The following is a 14,386-nucleotide window of genomic DNA, read 5'->3' as shown; positions in this document are numbered from 1 at the left end:
GCCACTCCTTACACTTGCCTCTGTGATCTCTCGAATCGATCTGCGCGGATCCACCTCCGATCCGCGGGACCTGCTGCCCCGTGCCGAGTTCGACGTGGAGGACGCCCTGGAGAAGGTGCGTCCGATCTGCGAGGACGTGCGCCATCGCGGCGTGGCGGCGCTGATCGAGATCACCGAGCGGTTCGACGGGGTCCGGCTGGCCTCCACCCGGGTCCCGCAGCAGGAGATCACCGACGCGCTCACGACGCTGGACCCGAAGGTGCGGGCCGCGCTGGAGGAGACCATCCGGCGGGTCCGGATCGTCCACCGGGCGCAGCGCCGCACCGACCACACCACCCAGGTGGTGCCCGGTGGCACGGTGACCGAGCGCTGGGTCCCGATGGACCGGGTCGGCCTCTACGTCCCCGGCGGCCTGGCGGTCTACCCGTCCTCCGTGGTGATGAACGTGGTCCCGGCCCAGGAGGCGGGCGTTGCGGGCATCGCGGTCACCTCGCCGCCGCAGAAGGACTTCGCGGGCAAGGTGCACCCCGCGGTGCTGGCCGCCTGCGCGCTGCTCGGCGTCACCGAGGTGTACGCGGTCGGCGGCGCCCAGGCGGTGGCGATGTTCGCCTACGGCACCGAGGAGTGCGCCCCGGTCAACCTGGTGACCGGCCCCGGCAACATCTACGTGGCCGCCGCCAAGCGGCTGCTCAAGGGCCGGATCGGGATCGACGCCGAGGCGGGTCCCACCGAGATCCTGGTGCTGGCCGACGACACCGCCGACGCCGGCGAGGTGGCCGCCGACCTGATCAGCCAGGCCGAGCACGACCCGATGGCCGCCTCGGTGCTGGTCACCGACTCGGTCGCGCTGGCCGAGGCGGTCGAGGCCGCTCTGGTCGAGCAGGTCGCGCGGACCAAGCACCGCGAGCGGGTGACCACCGCGCTCGGCGGCCGGCAGTCGGCGGTCGTGCTGGTGGACGACCTGACGCAGGGCCTGGCGGTGGCCAACGCCTACGCCGCCGAGCACCTGGAGATCCAGACCCGGGACGCGGCCGCGGTGGCCGCCCGGGTGCGCAACGCCGGCGCGGTCTTCGTCGGCCGGTACGCCCCGGTCTCGCTGGGCGACTACGCGGCCGGCTCCAACCATGTGCTGCCCACCGCCGGCTGCGCCTGCCACTCCTCCGGCCTGTCGGTGCAGTCCTTCCTGCGCGGCATCCACGTGGTCGACTACAGCAAGCAGGCGCTGGCCGAGGTCGCCGCGCACGTGGTCACCCTGGCCGACGCCGAGGACCTGCCCGGCCACGGCGACGCCGTCCGCGCCCGCTTCGACTGGACGGTCCCGAACACGTGAAGATCGACGACCTGCCGATCCGTGCGGAGCTGCGCGGCCAGTCGCCGTACGGCGCCCCGCAGCTGACCGTCCCGGTGCAGCTGAACACCAACGAGAACCCGTACCCGCTGCCCGAGCCGCTGGTGGCCCGGATCGCCGAGCGGGTGGCCGAGGCGGCCCGCCACCTCAACCGCTACCCGGACCGGGACGCGGTGGAGCTGCGCGAGGGCCTGGCGGCCTACCTGACCCGCACCAGCGGCCACCCGCTCACCCGCGAGCAGGTGTGGGCGGCCAACGGCTCCAACGAGGTCATCCAGCAGCTGCTGCAGACCTTCGGCGGCCCCGGCCGCAGCGCGCTCGGCTTCGAGCCCAGCTACCAGATGCACGAGCTGATCTCGCGCGGCACCGGCACCCGGTGGATCGCCGGCCCGCGCCGGGCCGACTTCACCATCGACCTGGACGCGGCGGTGGCGGCCCTGGCCGAGCACCGCCCGGACGTGCTGTTCGTCTGCTCGCCCAACAACCCCACCGGCACCGCGGTCGCCGCCGAGACGGTGCTGCGGCTGTACGAGGCCGCGCAGGCGGTCAAGCCGGTCCTGGTGGTGGTGGACGAGGCGTACGTCGAGTTCTCGCACCGCGAGTCGCTGCTGGGGCTGCTGACCGGGCGCCCGCTGCTGGTGGTCACCCGCACCATGTCCAAGGCCTTCGGCGCGGCCGGCCTGCGCCTGGGCTACCTGGCCGCCGATCCGGCCGTGGTCGACGCGGTGCAGCTGGTCCGGCTGCCGTACCACCTGTCGGCCGTCACCCAGGCCACCGCGCTGGCCTGCCTGGAGCACACCGACACGCTGCTCGGCTACGTCCAGCGGCTCAAGCAGGAGCGCGACCGGGTGGTCGGGGCGCTGCGCGCCCTGGGCCTGGAGGTCACCGACTCCGACTCCAACTTCGTCCAGTTCGGCGTCTTCGAGGACCCGCAGGCCGTCTGGCGCGCGCTCCTCGACCACGGCGTGCTGGTCCGCAACAACGGCGTCCCCGGCCGCCTGCGCGTCACCGCGGGCACCCCCGAGGAGAACGACGCGTTCCTGGCCGCCGTCGCCACCGTGATCAAGGAGCTGTAGACCCAATGTCCCGCATCGGGCGCGTGGAGCGCACCACCAAGGAGACCTCGGTCCTGGTCGAGATCGACCTCGACGGCACCGGGGTGACCGACATCTCCACGGGCGTCGGGTTCTACGACCACATGCTCGACCAGCTCGGCCGGCACGGTCTGTTCGACCTCACCGTGAAGACCGAGGGCGACCTGCACATCGACACCCACCACACCATCGAGGACACCGCCCTCGCGCTCGGCGCCGCCTTCAAGCAGGCGCTCGGCGACAAGGTGGGCATCTACCGGTTCGGCAACTGCACGGTGCCGCTGGACGAGTCGCTGGCCCAGGTCACCGTCGACCTGTCCGGCCGCCCGTACCTGGTGCACACCGAGCCGCAGAACATGGCGCCGATGATCGGCAGCTACGACACGACGATGACCCGGCACATCCTGGAGTCCTTCACCGCCCAGGCCCAGATCGCCCTGCACGTGCACGTGCCGTACGGTCGCAACGCGCACCACATCGTGGAGTGCCAGTTCAAGGCCCTCGCCCGGGCCCTGCGCTACGCCGCCGAGTTCGACCCGCGGGCGGCCGGGATCCTCCCCTCGACCAAGGGTGCGCTGTGAGCAAGTCCGCTGTCGCGTTCATCTTCGTCGGCCTCTTCCTGGCCGGCGGCGTCTTCTCCTTCTGGAAGCAGAAGGTCTCCAGGGGCGTCATCGCCGTGCTCGCCGTCGGTTCGGTCATGTGCCTGTCCGCAGGCATCATGCGCCTCTAGCAGCGGGAGGACGACAGATGGCGAAGAACGTCGTGGTGCTCGACTACGGTTCGGGCAACCTGCGCTCGGCGCAGCGCGCGGTGGAGCGCACCGGGGCGAACGTCACCGTCACCTCGGACTTCCAGCAGGCCCTGGACGCGGACGGGCTGCTGGTCCCCGGCGTCGGCGCCTTCGAGGCCTGCATGCGCGGGCTGAAGGCGGTGCGCGGCGAGCAGGTCATCGGCCGCAGGCTGGCCGGCGGCCGACCGGTGCTGGGGATCTGCGTCGGCATGCAGATCCTGTTCGAGCGCGGGGTCGAGCACGGGGTGGAGAGCGCGGGCTGCGACGAGTGGCCCGGCACCGTCGAGCCGCTGCAGGCGCCGGTCATCCCGCACATGGGCTGGAACACCGTCGACGCCCCCGCGGGCAGCCGCCTCTTCGCCGGGCTGGACCAGGACACCCGGTTCTACTTCGTGCACTCCTACGCGGTGCGCCGCTGGGAGCTGGAGGTGCACAGCGCGCGGCTGCACGCCCCGCTGGTCAGCTGGACCACCCACGGCGAGCCGTTCGTCGCCGCGGTGGAGAACGGTCCGCTGTGGGCCACCCAATTCCACCCCGAGAAGTCAGGTGACGCCGGCGCCGCCCTGCTCACCAACTGGGTCAACACCCTCTGAGCTCCCGACACCCCCAAAGCACGGAAAGTAGCCAACGATGAGCCGCCTCGAACTGCTTCCCGCCGTCGACGTCCGTGACGGCCAGGCGGTCCGCCTGGTCAAGGGCGCCTCCGGCACCGAGACCTCCTTCGGCGAGCCGCTGGCCGCCGCGCTCGCCTGGCAGGCCGCCGGCGCCGAGTGGCTGCACCTGGTCGACCTCGACGCCGCCTTCGGCACCGGTTCCAACCGGGACCTGCTGCGCGAGGTGACCGGCGCGCTGGACATCAAGGTCGAGCTGTCCGGCGGCATCCGCGACGACGAGTCGCTGGCCGCCGCGCTGGCCACCGGCTGCACCCGGGTCAACCTGGGCACCGCCGCGCTGGAGTCCCCCGAGTGGGTGGCCAAGGTGATCGCCGAGCACGGCGACCGGATCGCGGTCGGCCTGGACGTGGTCGGCACCACGCTGCGCGGGCGCGGCTGGACCCGCGACGGCGGCGACCTGTACGAGGTGCTGGCCCGCCTCGACTCCGAGGGCTGCGCCCGCTACGTGGTCACCGACGTCAACCGGGACGGCACCCTGACCGGCCCCAACCTGGAACTGCTGCGCAACGTCTGCGCCGCCACCGACAAGCCCGTGGTCGCCTCCGGCGGCGTGTCCTCCCTGGCCGACCTGCGCGCGATCGCCACCCTGGTGCCGGAGGGCGTCGAGGGCTCGATCGTCGGCAAGGCCCTCTACGAGCAGAAGTTCACCCTCGAAGAGGCCCTGGAGGCTGTGTCATCGTGACGGACCCTCGGATCGTGCGCGGCAGGGTGTCCGGTGCCACCCCGTGGGAGGAGGGGCTCGGCTCGGCCCTGGCGGTGGCGGTCGGCGACCAGGTCCACGTGGCGGGGTGCTCCGCCTGGGTGGACGGCCGGATCGAGCACGAGGGCGACCCGTTCGCCCAGACGCTCACCGCCGTCGGCAACGGCCTGGCGGCGCTGGCCGAGTACGGTCTGACGGCCGCGGACGTGTTCCGCACCCGGCTGTACGTGACCCACGTGCGGGACGCGGAGGAAGTCGGCCGGGCGCACCGGCAACTGTTCGCCGCGGTCCGCCCGGTGACCACGCTGGTGGTGGTGACCGGGCTGGTCGACCCCCGGATGATGGTCCAGGTGGAACTCGACGCCCACCGCGCCGGCCTGGCGCGGACCCTGGAAGCCCCCTAACTCTTCGAAAGCAGTCAGAAGTGACCCTCGCCGTACGTGTGATCCCCTGCCTGGACGTGGATGCGGGCCGGGTGGTCAAGGGCGTCAACTTCCAGAACCTGCGCGACGCGGGCGACCCGGTCGAGCTGGCCCGCGCCTACGACGCCCAGGGCGCGGACGAGCTCACCTTCCTGGACATCACGGCCTCCTCCGGGGACCGCGAGACCACCTACGACGTGGTGCGCCGCACCGCTGAGCAGGTCTTCATCCCGCTCACCGTGGGCGGCGGGATCCGGGCGGTGGCGGACGTGGACAAGCTGCTGCGGGCCGGCGCCGACAAGGTGGGCGTCAACACCGCCGCGATCGCCCGTCCCGAGCTGGTCCGGGAGATCGCCGAGCGGTTCGGCCGCCAGGTGCTGGTGCTCTCGGTGGACGCCCGGCGCTGCCCGGCGGGGACGCAGACGGCCTCCGGCTTCGAGGTGACCACCCACGGCGGCCGGCGCGGCACCGGGCTGGACGCGGTCGAGTGGGCAGCCCGGGCGGCCGAGCTCGGAGCCGGCGAGATCCTGCTCAACTCGATGGACGCGGACGGCACCAAGGACGGCTACGACCTGGCCATGATCCGCGCCGTCCGGGAGCGGGTCTCGGTGCCGGTGATCGCCTCCGGCGGCGCGGGCCGGCTGGCCGACTTCGCCCCGGCGGTGGCGGCCGGCGCGGACGCGGTGCTGGCCGCCTCGGTCTTCCACTTCGGCGACCTCACCATCCCCGCCGTCAAGTCCGCGCTGCGCGAGGCCGGCCACCCGGTCCGCTGATCCGCCGTCAGCCGCTGCTCGGGCTCGCCGCGGGGGAGGGTGACGGGTCGGCGGCCGGCTTGAGCGGACCGGTGAGCTTGGTGCCACCCTCGTGCTGGGAGTCGGTGAGCAGGCAGGTGGCGTCGCGCAGGCCCTGGTTGTAGTAGGCCAGCGAGGGGCCCATCGGGATGCCGTACCAGGTGCCGCCGCCCTGCGCGGCCTCCCAGCTGGTCACGTACGGCTGGCAGGCCCGGATCAGCGCCAGCGCGATCTGGCTCTCCTTGGTCAGCCCGTCCGGCAGCAGCGGGTTGGCGATCGACTCGCCGTCGTGCGGCCCCTGGCACGGGCGGGCCTCGGCCGCAGTGATCACCGGGCTCAGCTTCGGGTGGTCGACGCAGCTGCCCACCGGGAACCACGGGTAGGGCAGCTTCTTGGTCGGCGAGGGCGAGGGCGACGGGGACGGCGAGTGGCTCGGCGACGGCGGCGCGGCGGCCGCCGGGTGCTTGGGCGAGCTCGGCCACAGCAGCACCGCCGCCACCCCGGCCAGGGCGACGAGCAGCGCCACCACCGTCGCGGCCGTGCGGGAGCGCGGGGACTTGGTCATGCGCACTAGAATTCCGCAGTGCGGCGCCGCGCGGGGCCGGTTTCCACGAGTTGGTCCACGGCCCCGGCCACGCCGTCGGCCTGCCAGAATGGGCCCCATGCCATCCGTACCGCCGCCCAGCCCCGCCGCCCCCGGCAGCACCGCCCTCGACCCGGCCGTCGCCGCCCGCCTCAAGCGCAGTGCGGACGGCCTGCTGCCCGCCATCGCGCAGCAGTACGACACCGGCGAGGTGCTGATGCTCGGTTGGATGGACGACGAGGCGCTGCACCGCACCCTGACCACCGGCCGCTGCACCTACTGGAGCCGCAGCCGCCAGGAGTACTGGGTCAAGGGCGACACCTCCGGGCACGTCCAGCAGGTGAAGTCGGTCGCCCTGGACTGCGACGGGGACACCCTGCTGGTCCGGGTCGACCAGAGCGGCGCGGCCTGCCACACCGGCGCCCGGACCTGCTTCGACGAAGACGTGCTGCTCGCCGGCTGACCCGGCCACGACCACCCACACGAGAGATCGGTGCCCCACGCCATGGACCTTGAGGCGTTCCGCAAGCTCGCCGTCGACACCCGGGTGATCCCGGTCACCCGCCGGCTCCTGGCGGACGGCCTGACGCCGATCGGCCTGTACCGCTCGCTGGCGGCCGAGCGGCCCGGCACCTTCCTGCTGGAGTCGGCCGAGCAGGGCCGCAGCTGGTCCCGCTACTCCTTCGTGGGCGTGCGCGGCGCCGCCACCCTGACGGTGGACCAGCAGGGCGGCGCCCGCTGGCTGGGTACCCCGCCGGTGGGCATCCCGCGCGAGGGCGACCCGCTGGAGGTGCTGCGGGCCGCGCTGGCCGCGCTGCACACCCCGCGCCACGACGACGACGGCCTGCCGCCGCTGACCGGCGGCCTGGTCGGCTACCTCGGCTACGACGTGGTGCGCCGGCTGGAGAAGCTGCCCGACCTCAACCCGGACGACCTGGGCCTGCCCGAGCTGACCATGATGCTGGCCACCGACCTCGCGGTGCTCGACCACGTGGACGGCACCGTGCTGCTGATCGCCAACGCGGTCAACCACAACGACCTGGCCAGCGGCGTCGACGAGGCCCACGCCGACGCGGTGGCCCGGCTGGACGCGATGGAGGCCGAGCTGGCCAAGCCGGTCGACCCGGGCCTGGCCACCTTCACCCCCACCGCCGCTGACGCTGACGCCGTGTCACCCTTCGGCGGGGCGCCGTACCGGGCCGCGGTCGAGGTGGTCAAGGAGCGGATCCGGGCCGGCGAGGCCTTCCAGGTGGTCCCCTCGCAGCGGTTCGAGGCGCCCTGCCCGGCCTCCGCGCTGGACGTCTACCGGGTGCTGCGCACCACCAACCCCAGCCCGTACATGTACCTGTTCCGCTTCCCCGGCCCGGACGGCGGCGCCGAGGGCGGCTTCGACGTGGTCGGCTCCAGCCCCGAGGCGCTGGTCAAGGTGACGGCGGGCCAGGCGATGGTGCACCCGATCGCCGGCACCCGGCACCGCGGCGCCACGCCCCAGGAGGACGCGGAGCTGGCCGCCGAGCTGCTGGCCGACCCCAAGGAGCGGGCCGAGCACCTGATGCTGGTCGACCTGGGCCGCAACGACCTTGGCCGGGTCTGCGCCCCGGGCAGCGTCGAGGTGGTCGACTTCATGTCGGTCGAGCGGTACAGCCACGTGATGCACATCGTCTCCACCGTCACCGGCGAGGTGGCCGACGGCCGCACCGCCTTCGACGTGCTGACCGCCTGCTTCCCGGCCGGCACCCTGTCCGGGGCGCCCAAGCCGCGCGCGATGCGGATCATCGAGGAGCTGGAGCCCACCCGGCGCGGCCTCTACGGCGGCTGCGTCGGCTACCTGGACTTCGCCGGCGACGCCGACACCGCGATCGCCATCCGCACCGCGGTGCTGCGCGGCGGCACCGCCTACGTGCAGGCGGGCGCGGGCGTGGTGGCCGACTCCGACCCGGCCGGCGAGGACACCGAGTGCCGCAACAAGGCGGCCGCCGTGCTGCGCGCGGTGGCCACCGCCAACACCCTGCGCGCCCCGCTGGCCTGAACGCCCCCAGCCTTCGGCCGGGAGGTGCCCCCAGCCCAGCCTTCGGCCGGGAGGTGCCCCCAGTTGCCGGGGGCGGACCGGCTCGGGGGATAGTGGTCCGGTGAGCACCGTTCCCGCCCCCCGCGCCGAGTCCGCCCCCGCCGCCCGCTCCGGCGCCCGCCGGGGCCTGGCCCTGATGCTGCTGCTCACCGTGGTGGGCGCGGTGCTGGTGCTGGTCGCGGTCGGGCGGACCTGGGCCCGGGGCACGGCGGCCGGCGGGCTGGCGGTGGCCGCCTCGGGCAGCCAGATCTCCGGGCTGCCGGGCGCCCTGGCGCTGGTCGGGCTGGCCTCGGCGGTGGCCGTCTTCGCGGTGCGCGGGGCCGGCCGGCAACTGGTCGGCGTGCTGGTGGTGGCGGCCGGCCTGGGCGCGGCGGCCGGCGCGGCGCTGGGCGCGGGCGACAGCAGCACGGTGGACGCCCTGGCGGCGAGCCGCCTGGCGCTGACCGGCACGGTGGCTGAGCAGGTCAGCCACACCCTGTGGCCGTACGTCGCGGTGCTCGGCGGCCTGCTGCTGGCCGCGGCCGGCGCGCTGACCCTGCTGCGCGGGCGGGACTGGCCGGCCATGGGCGCGCGCTACGAGGCCCCCACCGCCAAGGCCGCCGCCAAGAGCGGCGCGAACACCCCTGCCGACCTGTGGAAGGCGCTGGACCGCGGCGAGGACCCGACCGAGGGCTGACCGCTGTCCTTCCCCGCCCTGCGGCCGGCAAGCGTGACGGTGCTCACCCGTACCCCGCTTTGGGCACCGTCGAGGCGTCCGCAACAATGGGGGAGACAGGAGCGCAAAACCTAGGAGCACCCAGATGTCTAAGCAAGCCCACGGACACACCCCCGCGGCCTGGACCGGTGTGGTCATCAGCTTCGTCGGCTTCTGCATCTCCGGCGCCGGCATGATCATGGCCTCCACGCTGGTCGTGGTGCTGGGCATGGTGGTGGCGTTCGTCGTCGCCGGCGCGGTCGGCCTGGCGATGAAGGGGGCCGGCCTGGGCAAGCAGCCCGACCCGTCGGTGGAGCAGTACAAGGCCGAGTTCCGCGCGGCGCGCTCGGCGGGCACCCCCGAGGCCGTCACCGTCGGCGCCTGACGCCTCCCGCACACTCCCCGGACCGGGGCGCCGCCGCGCAGGCGGGCGCCCCGGTCCGTGCGCGTTGCGGGTGGTGCGGCGCACCCGCGCCGGTGCGCCGCACCACCCGCGCGGCGTAACCCGGCACCCCCCCGCACGGGGGACAATCAGCCCGTGACCGCCCCCAGCTCCCCGGTCGGCGCCCCCGCCGCACTGCGCCGCCTCGCCCGCCCGTTCGCCGCCCTGACCGCCGTCGCGCTGCCCACCCTCTACGTGGCCGCGGTGGACCCGAACCGTCCCGGCCACTACCCGACCTGCCCGTTCCTGCAGGCCACCGGCTGGTGGTGCCCCGGCTGCGGCGGGCTGCGCTGCGTGCACGCGCTGACCCGCGGCGACCTCGGCGCGGCGGTCCACGACAACCTGCCGGCCGTGCTGCTGTTCGCGGTGCTCGGCGTCTGCTGGCTGCGCTGGGCCTGGGCCGCGCTCACCGACGGCAGGCCGCCCCGGCTCGCCCTGGGCCGCCGCGCGACGGTGCTGATGGTCCTGGTGCTTGTGGTCTTCACGGTGCTGCGCAACCTGCCGGCCGGCGCCGCCCTGGCACCCCCGGCGGTCTGACGCCCCGCCCCGTCCACCGCTCGATCGACGGGTGTCCGGGCAGCTCAGCAGCCGGTCCGCTGGGCGAGACGCGCGCCGGGCGGATGCGCCCCGCGCGCCCCGGTGCCGATACCATCGAGGTGCCGACGGGGGTTGCGGCACCGGTGCTTTGCCACGCCGCCCCGGACGCAGTTCCGGCTAGCAGAAGGAGGCGGGCGCATGACCGTGCTCGACGAGATCATCGACGGGGTCCGGCAGGACCTCGCGGAGCGGCAGGCCCAGGTCTCCCTGGAGGAGCTGAAGGAGCTGGCCGCCAAGGCCCGCGACGCCAAGGACGGCGTGGCCGCCCTGCGCGGCGAGGGCATCCGGGTGATCTGCGAGGTCAAGCGGTCCAGCCCGTCCAAGGGCGCGCTGGCCGCGATCGCCGACCCGGCCGCGCTGGCCCGCGACTACGCCGCCGGCGGTGCGGCCGCGATCAGCGTGCTCACCGAGCAGCGCCGGTTCGGCGGCTCGCTGGCCGACCTGGACGCGGTCCGGGCCGCCGTGGACACCCCTGTTTTGCGCAAGGACTTCATCGTCACCGCCTACCAGCTGTGGGAGGCCCGCGCGCACGGCGCCGACCTCGCGCTGCTGATCGTGGCCGCACTGGAGCAGCCGGCCCTGGTCTCGCTGATCGAGCGGGCCGAGTCGATCGGGCTGACCCCGCTGGTCGAGGTGCACGACGAGGAGGAGATCCGCCGCGCGGTGGACGCCGGCGCCCGGATCATCGGCGTCAACGCCCGCAACCTGAAGACTCTCGAAGTGGACCGCAACACCTTCGCCAACGTGGCGCACCTGATCCCGGACCACATCGTCAAGGTGGCCGAGTCCGGCGTGCGCGGCCCGCACGACCTGATCGCCTACGCCAACGAGGGCGCCGACGCGGTGCTGGTCGGCGAGTCCCTGGTGACCGGCAAGGACCCCAAGACGGCGGTGGCCGACCTGGTGGCCGCCGGCGCCCACCCCGCGCTGCGGAACAAGGGCTGACACCGTGTCACTCAGCGCCCGCCTGGCCCCCGGCTGCCGCCCGCGCGGCTGCCGCGCTCCCGCGCGCCGGGTGCTGGGCCGGCGGGTGCGGTACGTGATCGGCTGCGAGCCCGGGCAGGTGCCCGGTCGGCGATGGCGCCGGACGCACGGCTGAATCCCCGTCCGTCCGACCCACCGTCACGAAGGATCACCATGTCCGACCTGCCAACCGGCCCGCAGGTGCCCGACGCCCGCGGCTACTTCGGCGCCTATGGCGGCCGCTTCATCCCGGAGGCGCTGATCGCCGCCGTGGAGCAGGTGGCCGAGGAGTACGAGAAGGCCAAGAACGACCCGGCCTTCACCGCCGAGCTCGACCTGCTGCTCAAGGACTACACCGGTCGGCCCAGCCCGCTCACCGACGTGCACCGGTTCTCCGCCGAGGCCGGCGGGGCCCGGGTGCTGCTCAAGCGCGAGGACCTCAACCACACCGGCTCGCACAAGATCAACAACGTGCTGGGCCAGGCGCTGCTGACCCGCCGGATGGGCAAGACCCGGATCATCGCCGAGACCGGCGCCGGCCAGCACGGCGTGGCCACCGCCACCGCCTGCGCGCTGTTCGGCTTCGACTGCACCATCTACATGGGCGAGGTGGACACCGAGCGCCAGGCGTTGAACGTCGCCCGGATGCGGATGCTCGGCGCCGAGGTGGTGGCCGTCAAGTCCGGCAGCCGCACCCTCAAGGACGCGATCAACGAGGCCTTCCGCGACTGGGTGGCCAACGTCGACTCCACCCACTACCTGTTCGGTACGGTGGCCGGCCCGCACCCGTTCCCGGCCATGGTGCGCGACTTCCACCGGGTGATCGGCATCGAGGCCCGCGCCCAGGTGCTGGAGCGCACCGGCGCGCTGCCCGACGCCGTGGTGGCCTGCGTGGGCGGCGGCTCCAACGCGATGGGCATCTTCCACGAGTTCATCCCGGACGCGGGGGTGCGGCTGATCGGCTGCGAGGCGGCCGGCGAGGGCGCCGAGACCCCGCGGCACGCGGCCACCCTGACCAAGGGCGAACCCGGCGTGCTGCACGGCGCCCGCACCTACGTGCTGCAGGACGAGGACGGCCAGACCATCGAGAGCCACTCGATCTCGGCCGGCCTGGACTACCCCGGGGTCGGCCCCGAGCACGCCTGGCTGAAGGACACCGGCCGGGCCGAGTACCGCCCGGTCACCGACGACGCGGCGATGCAGGCGCTGCGCCTGCTGTCGCGCACCGAGGGCATCATCCCGGCCATCGAGAGCGCGCACGCGCTGGCCGGCGCGCTGGAGCTGGGCCGCGAGCTGGGTCCGGACGCCACCATCCTGGTCAGCCTGTCCGGGCGTGGCGACAAGGACATGCACACCGCCGCCCAGTACTTCGGCCTGTACGACGAGTCCGCCCAGGGGGAGAACCGATGACCAGCAAGCTCAGCCAGGTCCTCGCGGCGGCCCGGGCCGAGGAGCGGGCGGCGCTGATCGGCTACCTGCCGGCCGGCTTCCCGAGCGTGGAGGGCGGCATCAAGGCGGTCAACGCCCTGCTGGAGGGCGGCTGCGACGTGGTCGAGGTCGGCCTGCCGCACTCCGACCCGGTGCTGGACGGCCCGACCATCCAGACCGCCGACGACATCGCGCTGCGCGGCGGGGTGCGGATCACGGACGTGCTGCGCACCGTGCGGGAGGTGGCCGCGGCGCACCCGGTCGCCGCGGTGCTGGTGATGACCTACTGGAACCCGGTGGACCGCTACGGCACCGCCCGGTTCGCGGCCGACCTGGCGGCGGCCGGCGGGGCCGGGGTGATCCTGCCGGACCTGCCGGTGGAGGAGTCCGCGGAGTGGCGCAAGGCCGCCGCCGAGCACGGCCTGGACACCGTCTTCGTGGTCGCCCCCTCCAGCCAGGACAAGCGGCTGGCCGAGGTGACCGCGGCCGGTTCCGGCTTCGTCTACGCGGCCGCGGTGATGGGCGTGACCGGCTCCCGGGCCCAGGTCGGCGAGCTGGCCGAGGACTTGGTGGCGCGCACCCGGGCCACCACCGAGCTGCCGGTCTGCGTGGGCCTGGGGGTCTCCACCGGTGCGCAGGCGGCCCAGGTGGCCGGCTTCGCCGACGGCGTGATCGTCGGCTCGGCCTTCGTGCAGCGGATCCTGGACGCCGGCGAGGACGAGCCGGCCGCGCTGGCCGCCGTCCGCGCGCTGGCGGCCGAGCTGGCGCAGGGCGTGCGCTCGCGCTGATGCACCGTCGAGGCGGCCCGCCACCCCGCAGGGGGTGGCGGGCCGTTCTGCTGCCGGCGCCCGGATCGGCTTCGCGCTCGCCCGCGGGGGTGAATCGCGCGGTCCGCTCGTGTCATCCCCGGGCGGCTGACGTTGCATCAAGTGTCCAGCGGGGAACGGGTTCCAGCCCTGCCGTTCGTACACTTCTCAGTTGATCGCCCCGGCTCCGAGGAGGCCCATCGTGATCGGCCTGCACCGCGCGGTACTGGTCAGGGCGGCCGTCGCCGCACTGGCGCTGCTGGCGGCCTGCGGGGGCGAGCACGCGGTGGGGCACGCGCTGGCCAAACGCGGTGCCGAGCAGGCCGCGCACCGGGTGGAGGAGCCGGCGGCGCGCCACGGCGGCAAAACGGACAGGTGACCTCATCCTCCCCTATTCGGGTGAATGTGATGAGCTTGGAGTAAACAGACCAAATCCCCTACGGTTCGTCAGGAAGCTCCGGCGGGAGCCGAGGACCGAGAGGGGGAGGCGGCATGGCAGCGCGCACAGCCGGTGGCGGCGGCGGTGGTGTGGTCGAGTGGATCAGCACCGCGGCCCGGTTGGGCCTGGCGGTGGTGTGGGCCTGGGCCGGTCTCGCCAAGATCTCGGATCCGGCGGTGGCGGCCCAGGCGGTGCGGGCCTACCGGATCCTGCCCGAGGGACTGGTCAAGCCGGTCGGGTACGGGCTGCCGTTCCTGGAACTGGCGCTGGCGCTGCTGCTGCTGATCGGGCTCGGGGTGCGGATCGCGGCGGTGGTGTCGGTGCTGCTGCTGCTGGCCTTCGTGGCCGGGATCGCCTCGGCCTGGGCCCGCGGCATCTCGATCGACTGCGGCTGCTTCGGCGGCGGCGGCGCGGTGGACAAGTCGCAGACCCAGTACGGCCAGGAGATCCTGCGCGACTGCGGGTTCCTGCTGCTGGCCGGCTGGCTGGTGGCCAGGCCGCGCTCCAGGTTCTCGGTGGACGGCTGGCTGGCCGCCTGAACCCCTGA

20 protein-coding genes are annotated in these 14,386 nt (G+C 74.0%); 19 read left to right on the top strand and 1 reads right to left on the bottom strand.

Features of this window, described 5'->3' with window-relative positions:
- Positions 1 to 22: 22 nt before the first annotated feature.
- From hisD to hisF, 8 genes are read left to right on the top strand one after another with little or no spacing between them, the layout of a single operon-like run.
- Positions 23 to 1,330, top strand: coding sequence for a histidinol dehydrogenase (hisD, locus tag C7C46_RS03020; RefSeq protein ID WP_110665341.1), 1,308 nt, complete (start codon positions 23 to 25; stop codon positions 1,328 to 1,330).
- Entirely contained in the window at positions 1,327 to 2,424 is a 1,098-nt protein-coding gene (locus C7C46_RS03015) for a histidinol-phosphate transaminase (protein ID WP_245984069.1), read from the top strand. The genes hisD and C7C46_RS03015 overlap by 4 nt, the downstream gene beginning before the upstream one ends.
- Positions 2,425 to 2,429: 5 nt before the next feature.
- On the top strand, positions 2,430 to 3,023 hold the full coding sequence (hisB, locus tag C7C46_RS03010; RefSeq protein ID WP_110665339.1) for an imidazoleglycerol-phosphate dehydratase HisB: 594 nt from the start codon (positions 2,430 to 2,432) through the stop codon (positions 3,021 to 3,023).
- Positions 3,020 to 3,172 carry a hypothetical protein gene (locus C7C46_RS34715; RefSeq protein ID WP_181442158.1) on the top strand — a complete coding sequence of 51 codons (153 nt, stop codon included), beginning with the start codon at positions 3,020 to 3,022 and terminating at the stop codon, positions 3,170 to 3,172. Before hisB ends, C7C46_RS34715 begins: the two co-directional genes overlap by 4 nt.
- A 17-nt stretch (positions 3,173 to 3,189) precedes the next feature.
- A complete protein-coding gene (gene hisH, locus C7C46_RS03005) occupies positions 3,190 to 3,825 on the top strand; it encodes an imidazole glycerol phosphate synthase subunit HisH (protein WP_110665337.1) in 636 nt (211 codons plus the stop codon).
- A gap of 37 nt (positions 3,826 to 3,862) precedes the next feature.
- Complete coding sequence (gene priA / locus C7C46_RS03000; RefSeq protein ID WP_110665335.1) at positions 3,863 to 4,588, top strand: bifunctional 1-(5-phosphoribosyl)-5-((5-phosphoribosylamino)methylideneamino)imidazole-4-carboxamide isomerase/phosphoribosylanthranilate isomerase PriA; 726 nt, start codon at positions 3,863 to 3,865, stop codon at positions 4,586 to 4,588.
- 14 nt (positions 4,589 to 4,602) lie between these two features.
- The gene (locus tag C7C46_RS02995; protein WP_245984068.1) at positions 4,603 to 5,010 is read left to right on the top strand and encodes a Rid family hydrolase; all 408 of its coding nucleotides are present in this window, start codon (positions 4,603 to 4,605) and stop codon (positions 5,008 to 5,010) included.
- A gap of 20 nt (positions 5,011 to 5,030) precedes the next feature.
- Positions 5,031 to 5,801 carry an imidazole glycerol phosphate synthase subunit HisF gene (gene hisF / locus C7C46_RS02990; protein ID WP_110665330.1) on the top strand — a complete coding sequence of 257 codons (771 nt, stop codon included), beginning with the start codon at positions 5,031 to 5,033 and terminating at the stop codon, positions 5,799 to 5,801.
- 7 nt (positions 5,802 to 5,808) lie between these two features.
- Here the strand turns inward: hisF and C7C46_RS02985 are convergent, their stop codons facing one another.
- A complete protein-coding gene (locus tag C7C46_RS02985) occupies positions 5,809 to 6,384 on the bottom strand; it encodes a hypothetical protein (RefSeq protein WP_110665328.1) in 576 nt (191 codons plus the stop codon).
- 97 nt (positions 6,385 to 6,481) lie between these two features.
- Here C7C46_RS02985 and hisI point away from each other — a divergent pair, with 97 nt between their 5' ends.
- The 11 genes from hisI to C7C46_RS02940 all read left to right on the top strand — a co-directional run bounded on the left by hisI (position 6,482) and on the right by C7C46_RS02940 (position 14,378).
- Positions 6,482 to 6,865 carry a phosphoribosyl-AMP cyclohydrolase gene (gene hisI / locus C7C46_RS02980; protein WP_110665326.1) on the top strand — a complete coding sequence of 128 codons (384 nt, stop codon included), beginning with the start codon at positions 6,482 to 6,484 and terminating at the stop codon, positions 6,863 to 6,865.
- Positions 6,866 to 6,907: 42 nt separating this feature from the next.
- Entirely contained in the window at positions 6,908 to 8,431 is a 1,524-nt protein-coding gene (locus C7C46_RS02975; protein WP_110665324.1) for an anthranilate synthase component I, read from the top strand.
- A gap of 100 nt (positions 8,432 to 8,531) precedes the next feature.
- Positions 8,532 to 9,146 carry a TIGR02234 family membrane protein gene (locus C7C46_RS02970; protein ID WP_245984067.1) on the top strand — a complete coding sequence of 205 codons (615 nt, stop codon included), beginning with the start codon at positions 8,532 to 8,534 and terminating at the stop codon, positions 9,144 to 9,146.
- Between the two features lie 124 nt (positions 9,147 to 9,270).
- Entirely contained in the window at positions 9,271 to 9,549 is a 279-nt protein-coding gene (locus C7C46_RS02965; RefSeq protein WP_110665322.1) for an HGxxPAAW family protein, read from the top strand.
- 153 nt (positions 9,550 to 9,702) lie between these two features.
- Complete coding sequence (locus C7C46_RS02960) at positions 9,703 to 10,143, top strand: DUF2752 domain-containing protein (protein WP_110665320.1); 441 nt, start codon at positions 9,703 to 9,705, stop codon at positions 10,141 to 10,143.
- 198 nt (positions 10,144 to 10,341) lie between these two features.
- A complete protein-coding gene (gene trpC, locus C7C46_RS02955; RefSeq protein WP_110665318.1) occupies positions 10,342 to 11,148 on the top strand; it encodes an indole-3-glycerol phosphate synthase TrpC in 807 nt (268 codons plus the stop codon).
- A gap of 4 nt (positions 11,149 to 11,152) precedes the next feature.
- Positions 11,153 to 11,302, top strand: a complete 150-nt coding sequence (trpM, locus tag C7C46_RS37665; RefSeq protein ID WP_425470012.1) for a tryptophan biosynthesis modulator TrpM — start codon at positions 11,153 to 11,155, stop codon at positions 11,300 to 11,302.
- A 38-nt stretch (positions 11,303 to 11,340) separates the two neighbouring features.
- Positions 11,341 to 12,576: a tryptophan synthase subunit beta gene (trpB, locus tag C7C46_RS02950; RefSeq protein ID WP_110665315.1), complete on the top strand. Its 1,236-nt coding sequence runs from the start codon at positions 11,341 to 11,343 to the stop codon at positions 12,574 to 12,576.
- The gene (trpA, locus tag C7C46_RS02945) at positions 12,573 to 13,382 is read left to right on the top strand and encodes a tryptophan synthase subunit alpha (protein WP_110665313.1); all 810 of its coding nucleotides are present in this window, start codon (positions 12,573 to 12,575) and stop codon (positions 13,380 to 13,382) included. The genes trpB and trpA overlap by 4 nt, the downstream gene beginning before the upstream one ends.
- A 220-nt stretch (positions 13,383 to 13,602) precedes the next feature.
- Entirely contained in the window at positions 13,603 to 13,779 is a 177-nt protein-coding gene (locus C7C46_RS34710) for a hypothetical protein (protein ID WP_181442157.1), read from the top strand.
- A gap of 113 nt (positions 13,780 to 13,892) precedes the next feature.
- Positions 13,893 to 14,378, top strand: coding sequence for a MauE/DoxX family redox-associated membrane protein (locus tag C7C46_RS02940; protein ID WP_110665311.1), 486 nt, complete (start codon positions 13,893 to 13,895; stop codon positions 14,376 to 14,378).
- Positions 14,379 to 14,386: the final 8 nt, after the last annotated feature.

This window comes from Streptomyces tateyamensis (assembly GCF_003205575.1).
GTDB lineage: Bacteria > Actinomycetota > Actinomycetes > Streptomycetales > Streptomycetaceae > Kitasatospora > Kitasatospora tateyamensis.
Note: the sequence above shows the minus strand (reverse complement) of the source record. Positions and strands in the feature narration are given on the sequence as shown.

Coding starts and splice junctions, on each gene's coding strand:
- hisB (WP_110665339.1), top strand. CDS start 2,430: ATGTCCCGCATCGGGCGCGTGGAGCGCACCACCAAGGAGACCTCGGTC.
- hisH (WP_110665337.1), top strand. CDS start 3,190: ATGGCGAAGAACGTCGTGGTGCTCGACTACGGTTCGGGCAACCTGCGC.
- priA (WP_110665335.1), top strand. CDS start 3,863: ATGAGCCGCCTCGAACTGCTTCCCGCCGTCGACGTCCGTGACGGCCAG.
- C7C46_RS02985 (WP_110665328.1), bottom strand. CDS start 6,384: ATGACCAAGTCCCCGCGCTCCCGCACGGCCGCGACGGTGGTGGCGCTG.
- hisI (WP_110665326.1), top strand. CDS start 6,482: ATGCCATCCGTACCGCCGCCCAGCCCCGCCGCCCCCGGCAGCACCGCC.
- C7C46_RS02975 (WP_110665324.1), top strand. CDS start 6,908: ATGGACCTTGAGGCGTTCCGCAAGCTCGCCGTCGACACCCGGGTGATC.
- C7C46_RS02965 (WP_110665322.1), top strand. CDS start 9,271: ATGTCTAAGCAAGCCCACGGACACACCCCCGCGGCCTGGACCGGTGTG.
- trpC (WP_110665318.1), top strand. CDS start 10,342: ATGACCGTGCTCGACGAGATCATCGACGGGGTCCGGCAGGACCTCGCG.
- trpB (WP_110665315.1), top strand. CDS start 11,341: ATGTCCGACCTGCCAACCGGCCCGCAGGTGCCCGACGCCCGCGGCTAC.
- trpA (WP_110665313.1), top strand. CDS start 12,573: ATGACCAGCAAGCTCAGCCAGGTCCTCGCGGCGGCCCGGGCCGAGGAG.
- C7C46_RS02940 (WP_110665311.1), top strand. CDS start 13,893: ATGGCAGCGCGCACAGCCGGTGGCGGCGGCGGTGGTGTGGTCGAGTGG.